Here is an 18953-nt window from a genome sequence, read left to right as displayed (position 1 = left end):
CGCAGCCGCGCCCCGGCAAGCACGCCACAGCATCGCATATACTCGCGGACTCGCGGCCACAAGCCAAGAACCGACGTCGGAACACGCACCCGTCGCTGCGCGCACGGGCCAACCCTCACCCCATGCCATCCCAATCCACCCGCGCTTCCCGGCAACTGACCGCAGCCCGTCTCTTCGCGGTCACCGCCCTGTGCCTGGTGCCTGTTTCGACGGCAGGCACCAATATCGCCTGCGGGCTGTTCGCCGCCTGCCTGCTGCTGGCACCCGAGTTCTGGCGCGGCCTGCCGCTGCTGCCGCGCCATGGCGCCTCGCTCGCGGCCCTGCTGCTGCTCGGCGCCCTGATCATCAGCGTGTCCTATACGGTGGCCCCACATCACGAGGCCTGGGGCTGGGTCGGCAAATACCGCAAGCTGCTGTTGCTGCCGCTGGCGGTGATCGCCTTCAAGGACTCGGGCTGGGCGCCAGCGGTGCGCTACGCGCTGTTCGGCACCCTGACCCTGATCGTGGTGCTGTCGACGAGCAACTATCTGGGCTTGACCCAGATCGGCCCGGCCTATCTCGCGCACGAGCCGGAAACGCACGCCTGGGTCTTCAAGAACCGCATCGCCGCCGGCATGTTCGGCGTACTGCTCTTCTATCTTGCTGCCGACATGGCGCTCCGTGCCCGCGAGAGGCGCGTGCAGTGGGCGTCGGCGGCCGTGGCGGCCCTCTCGCTCATCAACGTCCTCGTCATGCTGCAGGGCCGCACTGGGCAAGTGATCGCCCTGCCCTTCGTGCTGCTCGTGGCGCTGCGCTGTATCCAAGGCCAGCGCAAGAGGTCGCCGGGCCGCGCCATGGCCATGGCATCGGTGCTGGTCGTTGGGGCGGGGGTGCTGCTGGGCATCGCCTTCACCATGCACGGCGGGCGCCTGCTGGAAGTCCGCGACGAAGTGCGGCAATACGAGCACAGCAACGCCGTCACCTCGTCGGGATTGCGCCTGGAGTTTTATCGCAAGAGCCTGCTGCTGATCGCGCAACGGCCACTGGCGGGCTTCGGTGCCGCTGGACTCGGCACCGAGTTCGAGCAGATGACACGCGGCAAGACGGAAGCAGCGGGTCAGATGACCTACAACCCGCACAATGAATACCTGCTGATGGCAGTCCAGCTCGGCGCTGTCGGCCTGCTGCTGTTTCTCAACCTGTTGCTGCAGATCGCGCGCGGCGCGGCGCGCCTGGACGGCCCGTCGCGCCATCTTCTGCTGGCCTGGCTCGCCATCTTCACCGCAGGCTGCCTGGCCAACTCGCTGCTGCTCGATTTCGCCGAAGGGCACATGATGATGCTGCTGGGCGGCATTCTGCTTGGCTGCGGATACCGTGGTGCGAAATCGCCAGCCGCACCGATTCCCAACTGAGCGCCTGCAGTCAGCCTACGCTTGCCGGGCCGCGCTCCAGGTCGTCGCGGCGCCGGCGGCGGCGCTGTCGGCCCCAGGCTTCTCGCCCGTTTCCGCCGTTTCCGCCGTTTCCAGCACCCGCCCCAATTGCGCCGGCAAGTCGGGTTCCCAGGCGTAGAGGTCCGCGGTCGGATGGCCGCGGAAGGCGTAGAGCGCGCGCTTCATCCTGGCCAGCCATCCGGAGCGGATCGCTGCCGGCGGCCGTCCTCTGCCACCGGACATCGATGCGCGCACATGGCCACGAACGAACGCCTGCTGCGTGATGCCCCATTTGAGCAGGAATGCGCGCCCACCGCGATTGCGCCGGACGCGCCGCGTCGTCGCACAACTGAAGTGATAGACGCGCGCCCCGCCGACCACGCGGAACGTCCTGCACCCCACCAGCCAGAGCTTCATCAGAAAATCATCGTCACTGCTCATGCCGGGGCCGAACTCGATACTGTACCCGCCGACGAGTTGCCAGAGCCGGCGGCTGATCAGCATCGGTTGCAACGCGATGCCATCCCTGTCAGCGATCTGCCCGACTGCGGCAGCGAAAGCGCATAGGCCATCCGCATCGAAATCGTCGGGGGTCCTGCCAAAGTCGGCAACCATCACCTGCGCATTGCCCGTATCGACCGGTTCGATCAGATTGGCGGCCAGATAAACAAATGAGCCCCCTGCCCGGCGTCGCGCCGCATCGAGCGCGATGTCCCAGCCCGGCGTGCAGTACATATCGTCATTCAGATAGAGCAGCGTATCGCAGGTAGCAAGGCGCGCGGCATCATTCAGTGCCAGGCAGACGCCGACGTTTCCAGCCGACCATGTGTGGCGAATGCCCTGGGAACGGACCCACTCCAGCGTGCCATCCGAACCATCGTTGACGTGCACGATGATCTCGTGCGCGAGAGCGGAATGACGGCGAATCCCTTCGATGCACAATTTGAGATACGGCAGATTATTCCAGGACGGAATCAGTATGCTGAACATGTCGGTCCACGGTAGAAGCTACTGCAAGGAGCGCCCGGCGGCCGACGCCACCGGAGGTGCATTGTGCGAAGCGATGGCAGCCAGCACTGCAATCACGGTCGCATAGAACGACGCCGTCATCTTCAGGTTGAAGGTTTCCACCGTCAAGCCGAACGTCACAAAGGCGACGACAAAGACCACGCCCATCAGCGCCGCGCGCGCGGCGCACCTGGCCGGCGCCGCCCGAAAATTCCAGAACAGCGCGGCAGGCATCAGATAAAGCGCTGCCAGCGCTAGTCCGCCGATGATGCCGAAGCTGCCCACATAGGCCAGCATCTGGTTGTGCGTCTCGCCTCTCCCGAACTGCGCGGCGATCGGAGTCATGCCCCCCGTATCGACCAGGGACTGCAGGCTGGCGGCAAGCCCGTCCGCACCAAGGCCGAAGACGGGATCGCGTGGAATCAGGGAAAGCACTGCCTGGTAGATCTGAAGCCGGATGCCGATCGAGGTGTCCTTGTGTCCCTGCTCGAACTGCGACAGATCGGACCAGATCATGTGGATCCGCTCTCGCACCGTGTGGGAGGCCAGGTAGCCAGCCAAGGCAATCGCCAGAGCAGCGAACGGGAGCACCTTACGCCACCCACGCCCTTTCCGCTCCCGGGGCACGAAGGCCAGGACAACGACGATCACCGGGATAGCGAGCCATCCGCCGCGCGCACCGGTCTGCAGCGAGGACAGCAGGCCGGCTGCCAACCCTGCCAGCTTGAACAGCCGCACGCCAAGGGGATCCTTGCCCCACCAGTTCAAAGACAGTGCTGAAAGGACACCGAGCACGAGGGCAATGGCACCGAAATGGATCGGATTGAGGAAGGTACTGCCAAGCCGGCCATCGCCCCAGTCACGCGGCGCGAACACACTGATGCCCAAGGCGGCCATCGCGCCAACGCCAAAGGACAGATCTGCCCAACGCAGGGTGGCCGCCGGCGCCTTGCGTAGAGCGAGAAAGAGCGGGGCGGCAGCCAGGAAACGCGCAGGGGAATCGAAGGCGCCGAGTGTCAGCTGCCGATGCCACAGCTCGCTAAGGGCCACCGCGCAGAGTGGCGCGGCCATGGCGAAGCAGAAGCCCACGGCAAGCCGCGCGGACGCGTCCTGCACAGGAGCCGGCAGGGAGCGCGAAACGATCAACGAATATACGGCAACGAGCGATGCTGCCAGCAGCAGCGCACTCGCCCCGCCTCTCACTACCAGCGTCGCGGCGGGATACAACAACAGGAACGCCCCCCACAGCCAGCGCTGCGGAACGGGGCTGCCTGGCAATCTCGAAGGGAGGATAGGCATGGCTTGTCGCCGCCGAACTCGGCATCTGGCACGCTACGGCACGTGTGCCGACACAAGGAGTCCGGGAATGGGCAGCGGCCGACCCGGCCGCTCAAGCCACGGCCCGGACCATCAGAACAAGCTTCGGGCGCGCAGCAAGCTTGCACCGGCCGGCACACCAAGTCTTTCACAATAGCATCTTCATGCCATCGTGGGCGAACCGTGCTGTCGCCACTAGCAAATTTCGGAAATTGCGCAGGCGACGGCGGAAAAACCTGAGCGATGCAGGCGACGAACGTCAGGGTCGGGACCGCATATCCCCTGCGGCATCCGGGCGGGAGACCTCGATAAGCTGGATGCGCTGGCGCCCTGCCATCGCGTCGGCGCTCCCGGCTGGCAGCCCGAGCATTTCCGCCGCGACCTGGATTACGCGTTGCGGACTCATTCCCGTCAGGCAGCGGCTCAGGCTATCGAGGCGCCGCTCGCAGCCCTCCTGCCGGCAAGGCACGCATTCGCCCTCGCCTTGCAGTAGGTAGACATTGCCGCGACGCCCAGAGCCACGCAGTGGCCACGGATCGCCGCCGCCCGCTACCCCCCCCTTCGGCCAGGGCCCCCAACGCACCGCATCGGATGGGCCGAACAATGCGATAGTCGGAGTCCCCGTCGCAGCGGCAACGTGGGTGGCACCGGTATCGGGACCAATGTAAAGGCTGGCGCGACGGAACAGCTCGGCGCTCTCGCCGAAAGATAGCTTCCCGACCAGGTTCAGGACCGGCCCTGCGGCGCCTGCCGCGATACCCTCGGCATACTCGCGTTCGCCCGCAGCCGGCCCGCCGCTAAGCGCTACCGCGAAGCCTTGCCCGAGCAGCCAGTCGCAGGCGGTGATCCAGCCGTCGACATGCCACTGCTTGTACGCGTACATCGGGTATGGATGCAGCACCGCCAATGGCTGGCCTGGCCGATAGGCCGGCGCAGCGAAAAGCGCGTCGAAACGGGCGATGCGCTGCGGATCCGTACCGATGCCCGGCGCCACGACCTCGGGCACCGGCTCGATGCCGATGGCCGGGGCCAGAGCAAGCGTGCTCGACACCGTATGCTCCGACTCGTGGCGATTCAAAGCGATACGGTGCAACATCAACCGCGTCCACCATGTGACGCGCTCAGGATCGACCAGCCCGGCGCGCCGGCGGCCAGCAAACCAGGCATAGAAGCGCGGACGGTCAGAGCTGAGCGCCGCGCAGGCCAGGTCGTAGCGCCGCCAGACGCGTGCGGCATCGCGCAAACGCTCGCCGAGACGGGCACGCTGCGCTACCACGATCACCCGACGGACATCCGGATTGTTCTCGAGTACACCTTCGGTGCCCCGGAAAACGAGCATATCGATCTGAGCCTCGGGCCAGCGCGCCTTGAGCGAGCGTACGATCGGCGTCGTCAGCAGAACATCGCCGATACGGCGCGTGGCCACCACGAGGATCGTACGGGGCGGGCGGGCAGGTGGGAAAAGCGCAGGCACGTGGAATCGATTCAGGCTGGCGGTAAGGGGAGCATGGGCTGGCAATGCAGACTCCAGGCCGTCCAGCGCCAGATGGCCGCGGGACGGTTGGCGGAAACCCTTGCCTCAACCATAGACCATGCTGACATTCTCGCTCGACAAGGCCTCGCGGAAGCTGGCGAGCGCCTCGTCCGACGGCGTCACTGCCCACTGCCGGCCGAGGATGGCCTCGCATTGCGCACTGGCGGCGGCGTAGCTGACACGCACCGGCAGTCCGGGGCCGCCGGCCTCGCCGGCCAGGTGCGGCGTCAGCAATTCGCGCAGCCGCTGCAGCGACGCATTGCCGTTGAAGGACAAAGCAACCGCTTCGGCAAAACGGCCGCGGGCGGCGACCAGGTCCAGCACCGATTCCGCGGTAAAGCGCACGCCGCCGGTAAAGGTGTCGTGGCGCGCGTTGCCGGTGGCGATCAGCAGTTCGTCTTCCTTGAACATGTGGCGGTTGGCGTCGAACAGCTCGTTGAAGACTGTCATCTCGATCTGCGCCGTGCCATCGTCGACCAGCACGATCAGCATCTTGCCGCGCTGGGTCATCTGGGTACGGATGCCGGTGATCACGCCGGCGATGGTCTTGCCGCGCACGTCGCGGCCGTAGCCGCCGCCGTTACCCTGCACCTCCTTCTCCAGCGCGGCCAGTGTGCCCTTGACGAAGCGCCGGACTTCGTCGCGGTAGGCATCGAACAAGTGGCCGGAGAAGTAGTAGCCGAGTGCCTGCTTTTCTTCCTGCAGCGTGCGCTTGGGCGGCCAGAACGGCTCATCGACCAGCTCCGGCTTGTGCGCATCGCCGGCGTCACCCATGAGGTCGAACAGCGATACCTGATTGGCCGATTCCGCCTTCTGTTCCGCCGCCTCCATCGCACGCGAGACCGACGCCAGCATCTGCGCGCGGTTGCTGTTGAGGCTGTCGAAGGCCCCTGCCCGGATCAGTGCCTCCATGGTGCGGCGGTTGACCTGGCGACGATCGACGCGCTCGCAGAAGTCGAACAGGTCATCGAAGGGACGTTCCTCGCGCGCGCGCAGGATGTCCTCGATAGCACCCTGCCCCGAGCCCTTGATGCCGCCCAGGCCGTAGCGGATGGTCTTGGCGTCGGTCGGGGCGAAACGGTATTCGCTGGCATTGATGTCCGGCGGCAGCAGCTTGAGTCCGTTCAGCTTGCAGTCCTCGAACAGGATCTTCACCTTGTCGGTGTCGTCCATCGCCAGCGACATGTTGGCTGCCATGAATTCGGCCGGGTGGTGCGCCTTGAGCCAGGCCGTGTAGTAGGCCAGCAGAGCGTAGGCGGCCGCGTGCGACTTGTTGAAGCCGTAGCCCGCGAACTTCTCCATCAGGTCGAAGATCTCGTCGGCCTTCTCGCCGCTCAGGCCGTTCTTGTCGGCCCCTTCGCGGAACAGCTCGCGATGCTTGGCCATTTCCTCGGGCTTCTTCTTGCCCATGGCGCGGCGCAGCAGGTCGGCGCCGCCCAGCGAGTAGCCGCCAATGATCTGCGCCATCTGCATCACCTGCTCCTGGTAGACCATGATGCCGTAGGTCTCCTTGAGCACCGGCTCGACGCGCGGATCCGGGTACTCCACCTTCTCGCGGCCGTGCTTGCGCGCGCAGAAGCTGGGGATCAGGTCCATCGGGCCCGGGCGGTAGAGTGCCACCAGTGCGATGATGTCCTCGAAGCGGTCGGGCTTGGCATCCTTCAGCATGCCCTGCATGCCGCGGCTTTCCAGCTGGAACACCGCCACCGTATTGGCGGTCTTCAGGATATCGAAGGCAGGGGCGTCGGCGAGCGGAATCTGGCTGCAGTTCCAGTCGGCCTTGCTGGGGTCGAGGCGCCGGATGTAGCGCTCGGCCCAGTCGAGGATGGTCAGCGTGGTCAGGCCCAGGAAGTCGAACTTGACCAGGCCGGCGGCCTCGACGTCATCCTTGTCGTACTGGCTGACCACGCCACCGTCGTCGCCCTGCGTGTAGAGCGGACAGAAGTCGGTCAGCTTGCCGGGCGCGATCAGCACGCCGCCGGCGTGCATGCCGACGTTGCGCGTCATGCCCTCGACGCGCTGTGCCAGCTCCAGCAACTGGCGGACCTCTTCCTCGTTGTTCTCGCGCTCGGTCAGCAGCGGCTCTTCTTTCTTCGCTTCCTCGATGGTGACCAGCTTGCCCGGCTTGAACGGAATCAGCTTGGCGACGCCGTCGACGAAGCCGTAGCCCAGGTCAAGCACGCGGCCCACGTCGCGCACCGCCGCCTTGGCCGCCATGGTGCCGAAGGTGGCGATCTGCGACACCGCGTCCTTGCCATACTTCTCCTTCACGTAGGTGATCACGCGATCGCGCCCGTGCTGGCAGAAGTCGATATCGAAGTCGGGCATCGACACCCGCTCCGGGTTCAGGAAACGCTCGAACAGCAGCGCGTACTTGAGCGGGTCGAGATCGGTGATGCCCAGCGCGTAGGCGACCAGCGAACCAGCCCCGGAGCCCCGCCCCGGACCCACCGGCACGCCGTTGTTCTTGGCCCAGTTGATGAAGTCCGCCACGATCAGGAAGTAGCCGGGGAAGCCCATCTTGATGATGGTGCCGGTCTCGAATTCCAGCCGCTCGTAATACTCGGGCCGCTTCGCCTCGCGCTCGGCCGCATCCGGGAACAGGATTTCGAGGCGCTTCTCCAGGCCTTCCTTGGCCATGTGCACCAGGTAGTCGTCGAGCGACATGCCGTCCGGCGTCGGGAACAGCGGCAGGCGCGGCTTGCCCAGTTCCAGCGTCAGGTTGCAGCGGCGCGCGATCTCGACGGTGTTCTGCAGCGCCGACGGGATGTCGGCGAACAGCGCGCACATCTCGTCCTGTGTCTTGAAGTACTGGTCGGTGGTGAAGCGGCGCGTGCGGCGCGGGTTGGCCAGCAGCTCGCCCTCGGCGATGCAGGTGCGGGCCTCGTGCGCGGTGTAGTCGTCCGGTGTCATGAACTGCACCGGATGCGTGGCCACCACCGGCAGCCGCAGTGCGGCGGCCAGCTGCACCGCCTGCTGCACATAGCTTTCCGTACCGGCGTGGCCGGCGCGCTGCAGTTCGATATAGAAGCGCTGCGGAAAAAGTGCCGCCCAGTGCTGCGCGGCACGTTCGGCGCCGGCCGGGTTGCCGTTGGCCAGCGCCATGCCGATGTCGCCGCCCATGGCGCCGGACAGCGCGATCAGGCCGGTGGCCAGCGGCTCACCGCCTTCGCCCGGCTCTTCGAACCAGCCCGGGTCGATCTCGGCGCGGCCGCGATACTGGTTGACCAGCCAGGCACGCGACAGCAGGGTACACAGGTTCAGGTAACCGCGGCGGTCCTGCACCAGCAATTGCAGCCGCGGCGCCTTGTCGCGGTCATCGGCGTTGGTCAGCCAGACGTCGGCGCCGACCAGCGGCTTGACGCCGCCGCCGCGCGCTTCCTTGTAGAAGCGGATCAGGCCGAAGGCGTTGGCGAGGTCGGTCAGGGCGAGCGCTCCCATGCCGTCGGCCGCGGCGGCCTTGACGGCGTCCTCGAGGCGGACGATGCCATCGACGACAGAATATTCGGAGTGCAGGCGGAGGTGTACGAAGCGGGGTGCGGACATGGGGCGATATTGTACCGGCTCGGCCGGCCCTGGCTGACGGCTTTGTGTCCGCGGCCGGCCCCGCCACCCGCCCGCCTGGCCTGGCATCCCCCAGGGCCAAGTCCGACGAGGACGCTGGGGCATGCGCGCCACCCGGCCCCGTGGCGCTATAATTTCGCCTTTCCAATCAGGCAGTTACCGCCCGCATAGCGAGAACGCGCGTGGCGGCGCCTGCGCATCGATACGCGCCGTCATGCAGATCATCAATATCTCCGCCTACAAGTTCGTCACGTTGGAAGACCGCGAGACGCTGCGCGAGCAACTACGCGAGCGCTGTGAGGCCGCCGGCCTGAAGGGTACCGTGCTGCTGGCGCCGGAAGGTATCAACCTGTTCCTGGCCGGCCCGCGCGCCGCCATCGACGAGGTCGTCGGCTGGCTGCGCGCGGATGCGCGCTTCGCCGACCTGGCGCCCAAGGAAAGCGTGTCGGACACCCAGCCCTTCAAGCGCATGCTGGTGCGCCTGAAGAAGGAAATCATCACCATGAAGATGCCGCTGATCCGCCCGGAAGAGGGGCGCGCGCCATCGGTGGCACCGGTCGAGCTGAAGCGCTGGCTGGATCAGGGCCATGACGACACCGGGCGCCCGGTTGTGATGCTGGATACGCGCAATGCCTTCGAGGTGGCGGTCGGGACCTTTGCCGGGGCAGTCGAGTACGGCATCCACAAGTTCAGCGACTTCCCTGCCGAGGTCGCCGCGCATCGGGCCGAACTGGAAGGCAAGACAGTGGTGTCGTTCTGCACCGGCGGAATCCGCTGCGAGAAGGCCGCCATCCATATGCAGGAAGTCGGCGTCGAGCACGTCTACCAGCTCGAGGGCGGCATCCTGAAGTACTTCGAGGAAGTCGGTGGCAGCCACTACCAGGGCGATTGCTTCGTCTTCGACTACCGCACCGCACTGAACCCGCAGCTGGAACCGGCCGGCCCCAAGCAATGCTTCGCCTGCCGCGCGGTGGTCACCGCCGAGGAGCAGCAGAGCCCGCTCTACGTGGTCGGCCAGAGCTGCCCTCACTGCGCCGCCGGCCAGGCCGCCGCCTGAACCCGGCCGCGCCCCCGGCGCGGGCCCGCGCCTCAGGCAGCCAGCAGGTGGTAGAGGTTGCGCAGCATCGCCGCGGTCGCCCCCCAGATGAAACGGTGGCCGCCACCCTCGCGCGGGAACGGCATCGCATAGAACATGCGCTCACCGTCGACCCAGCGCAGCAACCTGCGCTGGTGGTGGGCCGGGTCCATCAGAAATGACAAGGGCACCTCGAACACATCGGCCACCTCGCCGGCATTCGGGCGCAGCGTGAAGCCATCGCGTACCAGCCCCACCACCGGACTGACCAGGAAGCCGGTGCCGGTGATGTAATCGGGCAGGGTGCCGACCACCTCGACGAAATTGCGCGGCAGCCCCACCTCTTCCTCGGTCTCGCGCAATGCGGTCGTGATCCGGTCCGGGTCCGTCACGTCGAAGCTGCCGCCCGGAAAGCTGATCTGGCCCGCATGCGCGCTCAGGTTGGCATTGCGCTCGGTCAGCAGCACCGTCAGCCCATGCTCGCGCTCCACCAGCGGCATCAGCACGGCGGCATCGCGCAAGGCGCGGCCGCGGTCGTTGGCGCGGGAATCGTCAACCAGTTCGGGCTGCCAGGGGGGTGGCAGCTGCAGGCGCTGCCGGATGAAGCCCGGCTGCAGCCGCGAAGCGGCGATCGCCGGGTGGCGCGTATCGGTATCGAGGACGGGAAGGGCTTCGGGATCAAAGGCAGGGCGCATAGCGGCAGTAGTATGACAGAAGCCGCGCCGCAGCATATGAGGCGGCCGCAACCATGCAAAAAAGGCACCCAAAGGTGCCCCTGGAAAGCTGCCGACGGCCGGAGCCGCCGGAGTGACCGCCTTACTGAGCGGCAGCTGCCTTGGTCGAAGCCTTGGAAACCAGCTTTTCCTTGATACGAGCCGACTTGCCCGAGCGCTGGCGCAGGTAGTACAGCTTGGCGCGGCGCACGTCGCCGCGGCGCTTCACCTCGATGCCGGCGATCAGCGGCGAGTACAGCTGGAACGTACGTTCCACGCCCTCACCCGACGAGATCTTGCGCACGATGAAGGACGAGTTCAGGCCGCGGTTGCGCTTGGCAATCACGACGCCTTCGTACGCCTGCACGCGCTTGCGGTTACCTTCCACCACGTTCACGTTGACCACCACGGTGTCGCCGGGGGCGAACGCGGGAATGGTCTTGTTGGCGGTCAGACGAGCGATCTCGTCCTTTTCGATTTGCTCGATGATGTTCATCGTTTTTCTCCTAGACCATCATACCGGCGTTGTGTGCCCCAGGCATTGCCCGGGCCCCGGCAGAGGATGGGGTTTTCACTTGGCGGGAGCGAGCTCCCGCCCTTCCTTCGCGGACCACTCCGACAGAAACTTCTCGTCGGCGCGGGTCAGCAAACCCTGCTTGCGAGCCGCCTCGATCAGGTCTGGACGCTTGCTCGCGGTGTTGGCGAGCGCCTGACGGCGCCGCCATTTTTCAATCTCGGCATGATGGCCACCGAGGAGAATCTCGGGTACGCGCACGCCTTCATACACTTCCGGCCGCGTATAGTGCGGACAGTCGAGCAGGCCATTGACGAAACTGTCCTGTACCGCCGACTGCGCATCGCCCAGCACGCCGGGCAGATGTCGCACCACCGCGTCGATCAGCGCCATGGCCGGCAATTCGCCGCCCGACAGCACGAAATCGCCGAGGCTGATTTCCTCATCCACGCGCCGATCGATCAGGCGCTGGTCGATCGCCTCGTAGCGACCGCACAACAGCACCAGGCCGGGACGCTGCACCAGTTCCATCACCTTGGCATGGTCCAGGCGCGCGCCCTGCGGCGACATCAGCACCGTATGCGGCCGCTCGACGCCGGCCTGCGCCTGCACGGCAGCCGCCGCATCGAGAGCGTCCTCCAGCGGCTTGGCCAGCATCACCATGCCGGGGCCGCCGCCGTACGGGCGATCATCGATCGTGCGGTAGTTATCAGCGGTGAAATCGCGCGGATTCCAGGTCCGCAACGCGTAGCGCTGCTGCTGGGCTGCCCGGCTGGTGATGCCCCAGTCGGTCAGCGCACGAAACATCTCGGGAAACAGCGTGATCACATCGAACTGCATCCGCCCCTCCCCCACCACGCCGCCACCGCGCGGCTGGCCAATCAGTAATCCAGCCCCCAGTCCACCACGATGCGCCTGGCCGCTGTATCGACCTCGCGCAGATAGGCATCGACGAAGGGGATCAAACGCTCGCCCGGCTTGCCATCGGGCAGCGTGCAGGCGACCTGCAGAATCTGGTGCGCGCCATTGTCGATCAGGCCGGACACCTCGCCGAGGGATTCCCCCGACTCGTTGCTGACGGCACAACCGATCAGGTCGACCCAGTAGAATTCGTTTTCCTGCGGCGCCGGGAAGTCGGCACGACGGACCCAGACGCGGCGCCCCTTGAGCGCCTCGGCCAGGTTGCGGTCTGCCACGCCGGCAGCCTGCGCGACCACCGTACCGCTGTGCTCGCGCGCCTGCGCGATCTTCAGGCACAGTGGCGGCACCCCGGCATCCGCACTGCCGGCGAGGCCGGGCCGCGGTACGGCGAGCAGCCACCAGCGACGTGCATTCAGCAATGCTTCGGCGTCCTGGGCATGCGGCTGGACCTTGATCCAGCCACGGATGCCATAGGCAGCACCGACGTAGCCGACCTCAACCAGATCTTCCGGCAGGGCATCGGCATGAACCAGTGCCGCAGGCAACCTGGCAGGCTGCGGGGCGGCGGGTGACGTCAACGGCCGCCGCGGCGCGGCGCCCTGCTTGCGTTCAGTCACGGCAGGAGGACAGATCTGTGCCGGAGACTGCCAGCCACGCACATGGCATGGCCAGGCGCATCTCCCGGCTCAAGCCGATCAGGCAGCGGCCTTGGCGGCGCCTTGCTTGACCAGGCGCGCCACGGTCGGCGACAGCTGGGCACCGACGCCTTGCCAGTAGGTCAGGCGGTCGGCGACAACGCGCAGGCCTTCGGCGCCGTCGGCAGCCAGGGGGTTGTAGAAGCCGATACGCTCGATGAAACGGCCATCACGGCGGTTACGCGAGTCGGTAGCGACGATGTTGAAGAACGGGCGCTTTTTGCTGCCGCCGCGAGCCAGACGGATGACGACCATGGATGAATTCCTCAGAAAACGGGGTGTTCGAACACGAAACACGAGAGTATAGCCCAATTCTCAAGGCCAAACAAACACTTAGCCAATTGACCGTGCACGGCAGGGCAGGCATGGTGGCGGGAACCCCTGCGAAGGAGCGCATCATGAGGATCCTGCCGCACTTCCACCCGGGCCGCGCGCTGGCCGCCTGGCGCAGCGCCGCCCTGCTCCCCTGCATGCTGTGCCTGGCTGCCCCAGTGCCGGCGGCCCTCCCGCTCAACGAGATCAAACTGCCGCCGGGCTTCCACATCGAACTGCTCAGCGACAAGGTGCCGGATGCCCGCGGCATGACGTTCTCACCGGGCGGCACACTCTTCGTCGGCACAAGTGCAAAAGGAAAAGTCTACGCCATCTCCGATCCGCTGGGGCCGCGGCCACGGGTGCGCACCATTGCCAGCGACCTGACCATGCCGGTCGGCGTCGCTTTCCGCAACGGCGCGCTCTACGCTTCCTCGGTTTCGCGCATTGTCCGGCTGGATGGGATCGAGGCACGCCTGGACGACCCGCCGCAGCCGGTGACGGTCAGCGACCGTTTTCCGAGCGAGACTCACCACGGCTGGAAATTCATCGCTTTCGGACCCGATGGCTACCTCTACGTGCCGGTCGGCGCGCCCTGCAATATCTGCGCGCCGGACGAGAACCGCTACGCCAATATCATGAAGATGCGGCCCGACGGCTCCGACCTGCAGGTCGTGGCCAAGGGGGTGCGCAACAGCGTGGGATTCGACTGGAATCCGGCTTCCGGTGAATTCTGGTTCACCGACAACGGACGGGACTGGATGGGCGATGACCAGCCCGACGACGAACTCAACCGCCTGTCCCGCCCCGGCCAGCACTTCGGCTACCCCTACTGCCATGCCGGCGACATCCCCGATCCCGAATTCGGCAAGCAGCGCCCGTGCTCGGAATTCGCGCCGCCCGCCGCCAAGCTCGGCGCCCATGTCGCCGCCCTTGGCATGCGCTTCTACACAGGCAATGCGTTTCCGCCGGAATACCGGCGCAATACGATCTTCATCGCCGAGCACGGCAGCTGGAACCGCAGCACACCAGTCGGCTACCGGGTGGTACGGGTGATGCTGGATCAACAGGGCAAGGTCACCGGCCAACAGGTGTTCGCGGAGGGCTGGCTGCGCCGGGGCAAGCCTTGGGGCCGCCCGGTCGACGTGCAGGTCGCACCCGACGGCTCCCTGCTGGTCAGCGACGACTTCGCCGGTGCCATCTACCGGATCCGCTACGCACCGTAGCGCCCTGCCCGTCCAGCCACCCGAACTGCCCCGAAACGGGGAAACAATCCGTTACACCGGTAACGCGATTCGCATAGGCGCACTCGGAGCGCATGCGTACCATGAAGCCATCTCGTGAACCCATCCGCGCGACAGGCTTCTGGAAATCCGTATGCTTTCCCGCTCCCCCCTGCGCAACGGCGTGGCCGGCCTGGCACTGCTTGCAGGCCTGCTCGGCACCGCGGCGATCAGCCACGCACAGGTCGCCTTCTGGCACCAGGCGCGCCCCGATGCCCGCCAGGCAGGCCCGCGCGCGCAAGCAGGCGGCTGGGAGATGGCAAGCGTGCGGGCCGAAAGCCGCGACCATGTCCGCGCGCAGATCGAGCGGATGGAAGCAAGGGCCCGCGCCGACGATCGCCTGAGCGGGCGCCCCGCGCCCTCTCCCGCCGCCTTGCGCAATGAGGAGCGCCCCCCACCCGCCGAACGGGAACGACCGTCCGACAATGCGCGCGGCGATCCGCGCGCGACCGGGATGGGTCCGGGCTGGCAGGCGCGCGAGCGCGAAAACGGCCGCTGAGCAAGGGGCCGGATCGGCGCCCGCCCCTGGCTGGCTGCAACGCCTGGCATCCTGCCCCCCCCCTGAACTCCACGAGCTTGCCCGGGCGGCAAGCTCCACCACCGCAAGCCCCCACCCTACATGTGGCGACGATGGCAAGGTACGGCCATCGCGCCTCGCCACGGCTTACAATGTGACCCGCCGCACGCTGGCCGCCAGTCAGCACGCCGCCCGGCGGGGGTGCCTGCCCGCCGCATGACCGGATCCCGTTCTGCCATGTCCGCTGCAAGCCAAGCCTCTGCCACGCCCTCCACTGCCAATGCCCGCCCGGCACGCGGCAAGTCCAAGCTGGCCACCGTCGCGCTCGCCTTCCTGCTGGGCAGCCTCGGGGCACACCGCTTCTACCTTGCCGGCGTGCGCGACCGCTACGGCTGGATGCACCTGCTCGCCACGCTGGCCGGCACGATCGGCGTGGCCTCGCTGCTGGCCGATGCCGGCAATCCGGTATTGAACTGGGTCTTCGCCGTGCTCGGCGGCACCTCGCTGACCTCGGCCTTCCTGGCTGCGATCGTCTACGGCCTGCGGCCGGACGAAAAATGGGATGCGCGCTTCAACCCGCACGGTGCACCGACCCGCTCCGGCTGGCCCGTCGTCATCTTGGTGATCCTTTCGCTGCTGATCGGCACCGGCCTGTTGATGGCCGGCCTGGCCATCAGTTTCCAGACCTACTTCGAATCGCAGGTAGAAGCTGCGCGCGCGCTGTCACAGTAGCGCCGAAACCGCGCCGCGGCAGCCGGGGAAGCCGGAAGCGGGCGCGCGCCCCGACCGCCGTGCGCACTCAGAAAAGCGATCCCTGGCGCGGCGCCGGTGGCGCAGGAAGGGCCGGCGGCCGGAAGCGCGAGGTGTCCAGCTCATAGCGGTTGTAGCGGTAGCCCAGCCGGTCGGCCGCCTTGTAGAAGCGCTGGCGCAACAGGTCGGCCCAGATGCCGGTGCCGCGCATGCGCGAGGCAAAATCCGCGTCGTAGTCCTTGCCGCCGCGCATGTCGCGCACCCGGTTCATCACGCGCTCGGCCCGGTCCGGAAAGTGTGCCTGCAGCCACTCCTCGAACAGGGGCCTCACCTCCCACGGCAGCCGCAGCACGATGTAGTTGGCATAGACCGCGCCGGCTTCGCGCGCCGCCTCGAGGATGCGCTCCAGGTCCGGCTCGGTGACGAAGGGAATCAGGGGCGCCACGCTGACACCCACCGGAATGCCGGCCTCGCTGAGCGTGCGGATCGTGCGCAGCCGGCGCGATGGCGCCGCCGCACGCGGCTCCAGGGTGCGCGCCAGTCCGGCATCCAACGTGGTGATGGTGACGGCGGCCACGGCCAGGCGCTTGGCCGCCATCGGCGCCAGCAGGTCGATATCCCGCTCGATCAGCGCCGACTTCGTGATCAGCGCGACCGGATGGTCGCAAGCGTGCAGCACCTCGAGCACGCTGCGGGTGATGCGGTGTTCGCGCTCGATGGGCTGGTAGGCATCCGTATTGACGCCCAGCGCGATGGTCTCGCAGCGATAGAACGGTCGCGACAGGGCATGGCGCAAGCGCTCGGCGGCATTGGCCTTGGCGAACAGCCGGCTCTCGAAATCCAGCCCGGGAGACAGATCGAGGTAAGCGTGGGTCGGCCGCGCGAAGCAATAGATGCAGCCATGCTCACAGCCGCGATAGGGATTCAGCGAGACATCGAAGGGAATATCCGGCGACGCGTTACGCGTCAGGATCGAGCGCGCCTGTTCGAGGGTGACATGGGTGACCAGCCGCGGCCCCGCCTCGCTGGCGGGGGCCTCCACCGCGTCGGCGCGCGCGGGCATCTCGCCGGCCGGCGCCCAGCCGTCGTCGAACGCCTCGCGCCGGTCGCGCTCGAAGCGTCCCTGCAGGTTGCTGACGGCACCCCGCCCCTTGCTCGGCGCGGGCGGCCGCCCTGGACGTCCGGAATCTCCCATACGTGGCCAGCCCGGCGCCTCAGTTACGCCCGGCGCCGGCCGCCGGCGCCTTCTCTTCGACGGAAATGGCCAGGGTCTCCTTGATCTCTTCCATCACCACATAGCTCTTGGACTGGGCCGCGCCGGGCAACTGCAGCAGGATGTCACCCAGCAGGCGGCGATACTCGCCGATCTCGCGGATGCGCGCCTTGATCAGGTAGTCGAAGTCACCCGACACCAGGTGGCATTCCAGCACCTCCGGGATGCGCAGCACCTCGCGCCGGAACTGCTCGAACATATTGCCCGACTTGTCGCGCAGCGTGATCTCCACGAATACCAGCAGGGCACTACCCAGCAGCACCGGGTTCAGGCGCGCGTGGTAGCCCATGATGACACCATCGCGCTCGAGCCGCTTGACCCGCTCGATGCAGGGCGTGATGGTCAGGCCCACAGCCTCGGCAAGGTCCTTCATCGACATGCGCCCGTCCGCCTGCAGCAAGGCCAGGATCCTACGGTCCAGCCGGTCCAGGCTGCGCACGGGTTGCCGACTCGTTCTCATGATTTCTTCCTGTTTATCGAAATTTTTCGACAACTATAACTAGCGTATTTTCAATAGCATAGTAGTAAATGCTTCCGTGACTGGTTCTCCCAGTTACGCCCCCAACGCCGGATGCCCGGTCGACCAGTCGGAGTGAGTGGAAATGCGCGTTCTTGTTCTTGGCAGCGGTGTGATCGGTGTCACCAGCGCCTGGTATCTGGCCCAGGCCGGACACGAGGTCACGGTGGTAGACCGCGAGGCCGGACCGGCGCTGGAAACGAGCTTCGCCAACGCCGGCCAGATCTCACCGGGCTATGCGTCGCCCTGGGCGGCCCCCGGCGTGCCGCTCAAGGCCATCAAGTGGATGTTCCAGCAGCACGCGCCGCTGAGCATCCGCCCCGACGGCACGCTGTTCCAGCTGCGCTGGATCTGGCAGATGCTGCTGAACTGCAGCGCCGACCGCTATGCCGTCAACAAGGAACGGATGGTGCGCCTGGCTGAGTACAGCCGCGACTGCATCCGCGCACTGCGGGCCGACACCGGCATCGCCTATGAGGGCCGCACGCAGGGCACCCTGCAACTGTTCCGCACCGAAGCGCAACTGGCTGGTGCAGCCAAGGACATCGCCGTCCTCGACCAGGCCGGCGTGCCCTACGAACTGCTCTCGCGCGAACAACTCGCGAGCGCAGAGCCGGCGCTGGCCACGGTCAGCCACAAGCTGACCGGCGGCCTGCGCCTGCCCAATGACGAGACCGGCGACTGCCAGCTGTTCACGCGCCGGCTCGCCGCGATGGCCGAAGCCCAGGGCGTGCGCTTCCTCTTCAACCGCACCATCGGCAACCTGCTCACGCGCGGCGACGCGGTGACCGGCGCCATGGTGGACGGCGAGCCGATGTCGGCAGACCTGGTGGTGGTGGCGCTGGGCAGCTGGTCAACGCAGATGGTCAAGCCCTTCCTGTCCGGCCTTTCCGACCTGCCTGTCTATCCGCTCAAGGGCTTCTCCATCACGGTGCCGATGAACGACGCCTCGCGCAGCCCGGTCTCCACCGTGCTGGATGAAACGTTCAAGGTGGCCATCACGCGCTTCGACGACCGCATCCGGGTCGGCGGCATGGCGCAGATCGTCGGCTATGACCGTTCGCTGGACCCAGCCAAGCGCCGCACGCTGGAACACGTGGTCACCGACCTGTTCCCGGGCGCCGGCGACGTCAGTCGCGCCACCTTCTGGACCGGCCTGCGGCCGATGACGCCGGATGGCACGCCCATCGTCGGGCCGACCCCGGTCAAGGGCCTGTGGCTGAACACCGGCCACGGCACGCTGGGCTGGACCATGGCCTGCGGCTCGGGCAAGCTGCTGTCCGATCTGGTGTCGGGCACCAAGCCGGCCATCCGCGCCGACGACCTGTCGGTCTCGCGCTACCTGCACGACACGCAGCGGCACACCTCGCCGCGCCCGGCCGTGGCCTGATGGCCTGGAGGCCCGGAGAACGGCCTCCGCCGGTCTTCCCGGCAGCGGCGCCTGCCGCGCGCACCCATGAGAACGGGCGCTTCCGGTCGGAAGCACCCGTTTTTGCTTTCCTTTCCGCTTGCCTGACGGCGTCGCGCCTCCCGCCGGCCCGTGACGGCATG

17 protein-coding genes are annotated in these 18953 nt (G+C 67.0%); 6 read left to right on the top strand and 11 right to left on the bottom strand.

What is annotated here, in order from left to right:
- Nucleotides 1–122 precede the first annotated feature (122 nt).
- Complete coding sequence (locus BKK81_RS07250) at nt 123–1391, top strand: O-antigen ligase family protein (RefSeq protein WP_071011693.1); 1269 nt, start codon at nt 123–125, stop codon at nt 1389–1391.
- A gap of 15 nt (nt 1392–1406) precedes the next feature.
- On the opposite strand, the gene BKK81_RS07245 is transcribed toward BKK81_RS07250, so the two are convergent.
- From BKK81_RS07245 to dnaE, 4 genes are all read right to left on the bottom strand, one after another.
- Nucleotides 1407–2399 carry a glycosyltransferase family 2 protein gene (locus tag BKK81_RS07245; protein WP_071011691.1) on the bottom strand — a complete coding sequence of 331 codons (993 nt, stop codon included), beginning with the start codon at nt 2397–2399 and terminating at the stop codon, nt 1407–1409.
- An 18-nt stretch (nt 2400–2417) separates the two neighbouring features.
- Nucleotides 2418–3716, bottom strand: coding sequence for an O-antigen ligase family protein (locus tag BKK81_RS07240; protein WP_083383992.1), 1299 nt, complete (start codon nt 3714–3716; stop codon nt 2418–2420).
- A 277-nt stretch (nt 3717–3993) separates the two neighbouring features.
- Entirely contained in the window at nt 3994–5208 is a 1215-nt protein-coding gene (locus BKK81_RS07235; protein WP_071011690.1) for a glycosyltransferase family 9 protein, read from the bottom strand.
- Between the two features lie 105 nt (nt 5209–5313).
- A complete protein-coding gene (gene dnaE, locus BKK81_RS07230; RefSeq protein WP_071011688.1) occupies nt 5314–8814 on the bottom strand; it encodes a DNA polymerase III subunit alpha in 3501 nt (1166 codons plus the stop codon).
- Between the two features lie 232 nt (nt 8815–9046).
- On the opposite strand from dnaE, the gene BKK81_RS07225 reads away from it, so the two are divergent.
- Nucleotides 9047–9889 (top strand): sulfurtransferase, encoded by an 843-nt coding sequence (locus tag BKK81_RS07225; protein WP_071011687.1) that lies wholly within the window; start codon nt 9047–9049, stop codon nt 9887–9889.
- Nucleotides 9890–9921: 32 nt separating this feature from the next.
- On the opposite strand, the gene BKK81_RS07220 is transcribed toward BKK81_RS07225, so the two are convergent.
- From BKK81_RS07220 to rpsP, 5 genes are all read right to left on the bottom strand, one after another.
- On the bottom strand, nt 9922–10602 hold the full coding sequence (locus BKK81_RS07220) for a CoA pyrophosphatase (protein ID WP_071011685.1): 681 nt from the start codon (nt 10600–10602) through the stop codon (nt 9922–9924).
- A 121-nt stretch (nt 10603–10723) separates the two neighbouring features.
- Complete coding sequence (gene rplS, locus BKK81_RS07215; RefSeq protein WP_071011683.1) at nt 10724–11116, bottom strand: 50S ribosomal protein L19; 393 nt, start codon at nt 11114–11116, stop codon at nt 10724–10726.
- A 75-nt stretch (nt 11117–11191) separates the two neighbouring features.
- Nucleotides 11192–11974, bottom strand: coding sequence for a tRNA (guanosine(37)-N1)-methyltransferase TrmD (trmD, locus tag BKK81_RS07210; RefSeq protein ID WP_071011682.1), 783 nt, complete (start codon nt 11972–11974; stop codon nt 11192–11194).
- A gap of 41 nt (nt 11975–12015) precedes the next feature.
- On the bottom strand, nt 12016–12672 hold the full coding sequence (gene rimM, locus BKK81_RS07205) for a ribosome maturation factor RimM (protein ID WP_071011680.1): 657 nt from the start codon (nt 12670–12672) through the stop codon (nt 12016–12018).
- A 78-nt stretch (nt 12673–12750) separates the two neighbouring features.
- A complete protein-coding gene (gene rpsP, locus BKK81_RS07200) occupies nt 12751–13005 on the bottom strand; it encodes a 30S ribosomal protein S16 (RefSeq protein ID WP_071011679.1) in 255 nt (84 codons plus the stop codon).
- A 143-nt stretch (nt 13006–13148) separates the two neighbouring features.
- On the opposite strand from rpsP, the gene BKK81_RS07195 reads away from it, so the two are divergent.
- The 3 genes from BKK81_RS07195 to BKK81_RS07185 all read left to right on the top strand — a co-directional run bounded on the left by BKK81_RS07195 (nt 13149) and on the right by BKK81_RS07185 (nt 15594).
- Nucleotides 13149–14288: a PQQ-dependent sugar dehydrogenase gene (locus BKK81_RS07195; protein WP_083383991.1), complete on the top strand. Its 1140-nt coding sequence runs from the start codon at nt 13149–13151 to the stop codon at nt 14286–14288.
- A 151-nt stretch (nt 14289–14439) separates the two neighbouring features.
- Nucleotides 14440–14844 carry a hypothetical protein gene (locus tag BKK81_RS07190; protein WP_071011677.1) on the top strand — a complete coding sequence of 135 codons (405 nt, stop codon included), beginning with the start codon at nt 14440–14442 and terminating at the stop codon, nt 14842–14844.
- A gap of 255 nt (nt 14845–15099) precedes the next feature.
- On the top strand, nt 15100–15594 hold the full coding sequence (locus tag BKK81_RS07185) for a TM2 domain-containing protein (RefSeq protein WP_071011675.1): 495 nt from the start codon (nt 15100–15102) through the stop codon (nt 15592–15594).
- A 67-nt stretch (nt 15595–15661) separates the two neighbouring features.
- On the opposite strand, the gene BKK81_RS07180 is transcribed toward BKK81_RS07185, so the two are convergent.
- Together BKK81_RS07180 and BKK81_RS07175 are read right to left on the bottom strand one after the other, a co-directional pair.
- A complete protein-coding gene (locus BKK81_RS07180; RefSeq protein ID WP_071011674.1) occupies nt 15662–16807 on the bottom strand; it encodes a PA0069 family radical SAM protein in 1146 nt (381 codons plus the stop codon).
- A 19-nt stretch (nt 16808–16826) separates the two neighbouring features.
- A complete protein-coding gene (locus tag BKK81_RS07175) occupies nt 16827–17345 on the bottom strand; it encodes an Lrp/AsnC ligand binding domain-containing protein (protein ID WP_071011673.1) in 519 nt (172 codons plus the stop codon).
- A gap of 142 nt (nt 17346–17487) precedes the next feature.
- On the opposite strand from BKK81_RS07175, the gene BKK81_RS07170 reads away from it, so the two are divergent.
- On the top strand, nt 17488–18792 hold the full coding sequence (locus BKK81_RS07170) for a D-amino acid dehydrogenase (RefSeq protein ID WP_071011672.1): 1305 nt from the start codon (nt 17488–17490) through the stop codon (nt 18790–18792).
- Nucleotides 18793–18953 lie beyond the last annotated feature (161 nt).

The organism is Cupriavidus sp. USMAHM13 (assembly GCF_001854285.1).
Taxonomy (GTDB): Bacteria; Pseudomonadota; Gammaproteobacteria; order Burkholderiales; family Burkholderiaceae; genus Cupriavidus; species Cupriavidus malaysiensis.
The sequence above is the reverse complement of the archived record's forward strand: the minus strand, read 5'-3'. Positions and strand labels throughout refer to the sequence as shown.

Bases quoted from the DNA above. Each gene is read 5' to 3' on its own strand.
- BKK81_RS07250 (WP_071011693.1), top strand. From the start codon at position 123: ATGCCATCCCAATCCACCCGCGCTTCCCGGCAACTGACCGCAGCCCGT.
- BKK81_RS07245 (WP_071011691.1), bottom strand. From the start codon at position 2,399: ATGTTCAGCATACTGATTCCGTCCTGGAATAATCTGCCGTATCTCAAA.
- BKK81_RS07240 (WP_083383992.1), bottom strand. From the start codon at position 3,716: ATGCCTATCCTCCCTTCGAGATTGCCAGGCAGCCCCGTTCCGCAGCGC.
- dnaE (WP_071011688.1), bottom strand. From the start codon at position 8,814: ATGTCCGCACCCCGCTTCGTACACCTCCGCCTGCACTCCGAATATTCT.
- BKK81_RS07225 (WP_071011687.1), top strand. From the start codon at position 9,047: ATGCAGATCATCAATATCTCCGCCTACAAGTTCGTCACGTTGGAAGAC.
- BKK81_RS07220 (WP_071011685.1), bottom strand. From the start codon at position 10,602: ATGCGCCCTGCCTTTGATCCCGAAGCCCTTCCCGTCCTCGATACCGAT.
- rplS (WP_071011683.1), bottom strand. From the start codon at position 11,116: ATGAACATCATCGAGCAAATCGAAAAGGACGAGATCGCTCGTCTGACC.
- trmD (WP_071011682.1), bottom strand. From the start codon at position 11,974: ATGCAGTTCGATGTGATCACGCTGTTTCCCGAGATGTTTCGTGCGCTG.
- rpsP (WP_071011679.1), bottom strand. From the start codon at position 13,005: ATGGTCGTCATCCGTCTGGCTCGCGGCGGCAGCAAAAAGCGCCCGTTC.
- BKK81_RS07195 (WP_083383991.1), top strand. From the start codon at position 13,149: ATGAGGATCCTGCCGCACTTCCACCCGGGCCGCGCGCTGGCCGCCTGG.
- BKK81_RS07190 (WP_071011677.1), top strand. From the start codon at position 14,440: ATGCTTTCCCGCTCCCCCCTGCGCAACGGCGTGGCCGGCCTGGCACTG.
- BKK81_RS07185 (WP_071011675.1), top strand. From the start codon at position 15,100: ATGTCCGCTGCAAGCCAAGCCTCTGCCACGCCCTCCACTGCCAATGCC.
- BKK81_RS07180 (WP_071011674.1), bottom strand. From the start codon at position 16,807: ATGGGAGATTCCGGACGTCCAGGGCGGCCGCCCGCGCCGAGCAAGGGG.
- BKK81_RS07175 (WP_071011673.1), bottom strand. From the start codon at position 17,345: ATGAGAACGAGTCGGCAACCCGTGCGCAGCCTGGACCGGCTGGACCGT.
- BKK81_RS07170 (WP_071011672.1), top strand. From the start codon at position 17,488: ATGCGCGTTCTTGTTCTTGGCAGCGGTGTGATCGGTGTCACCAGCGCC.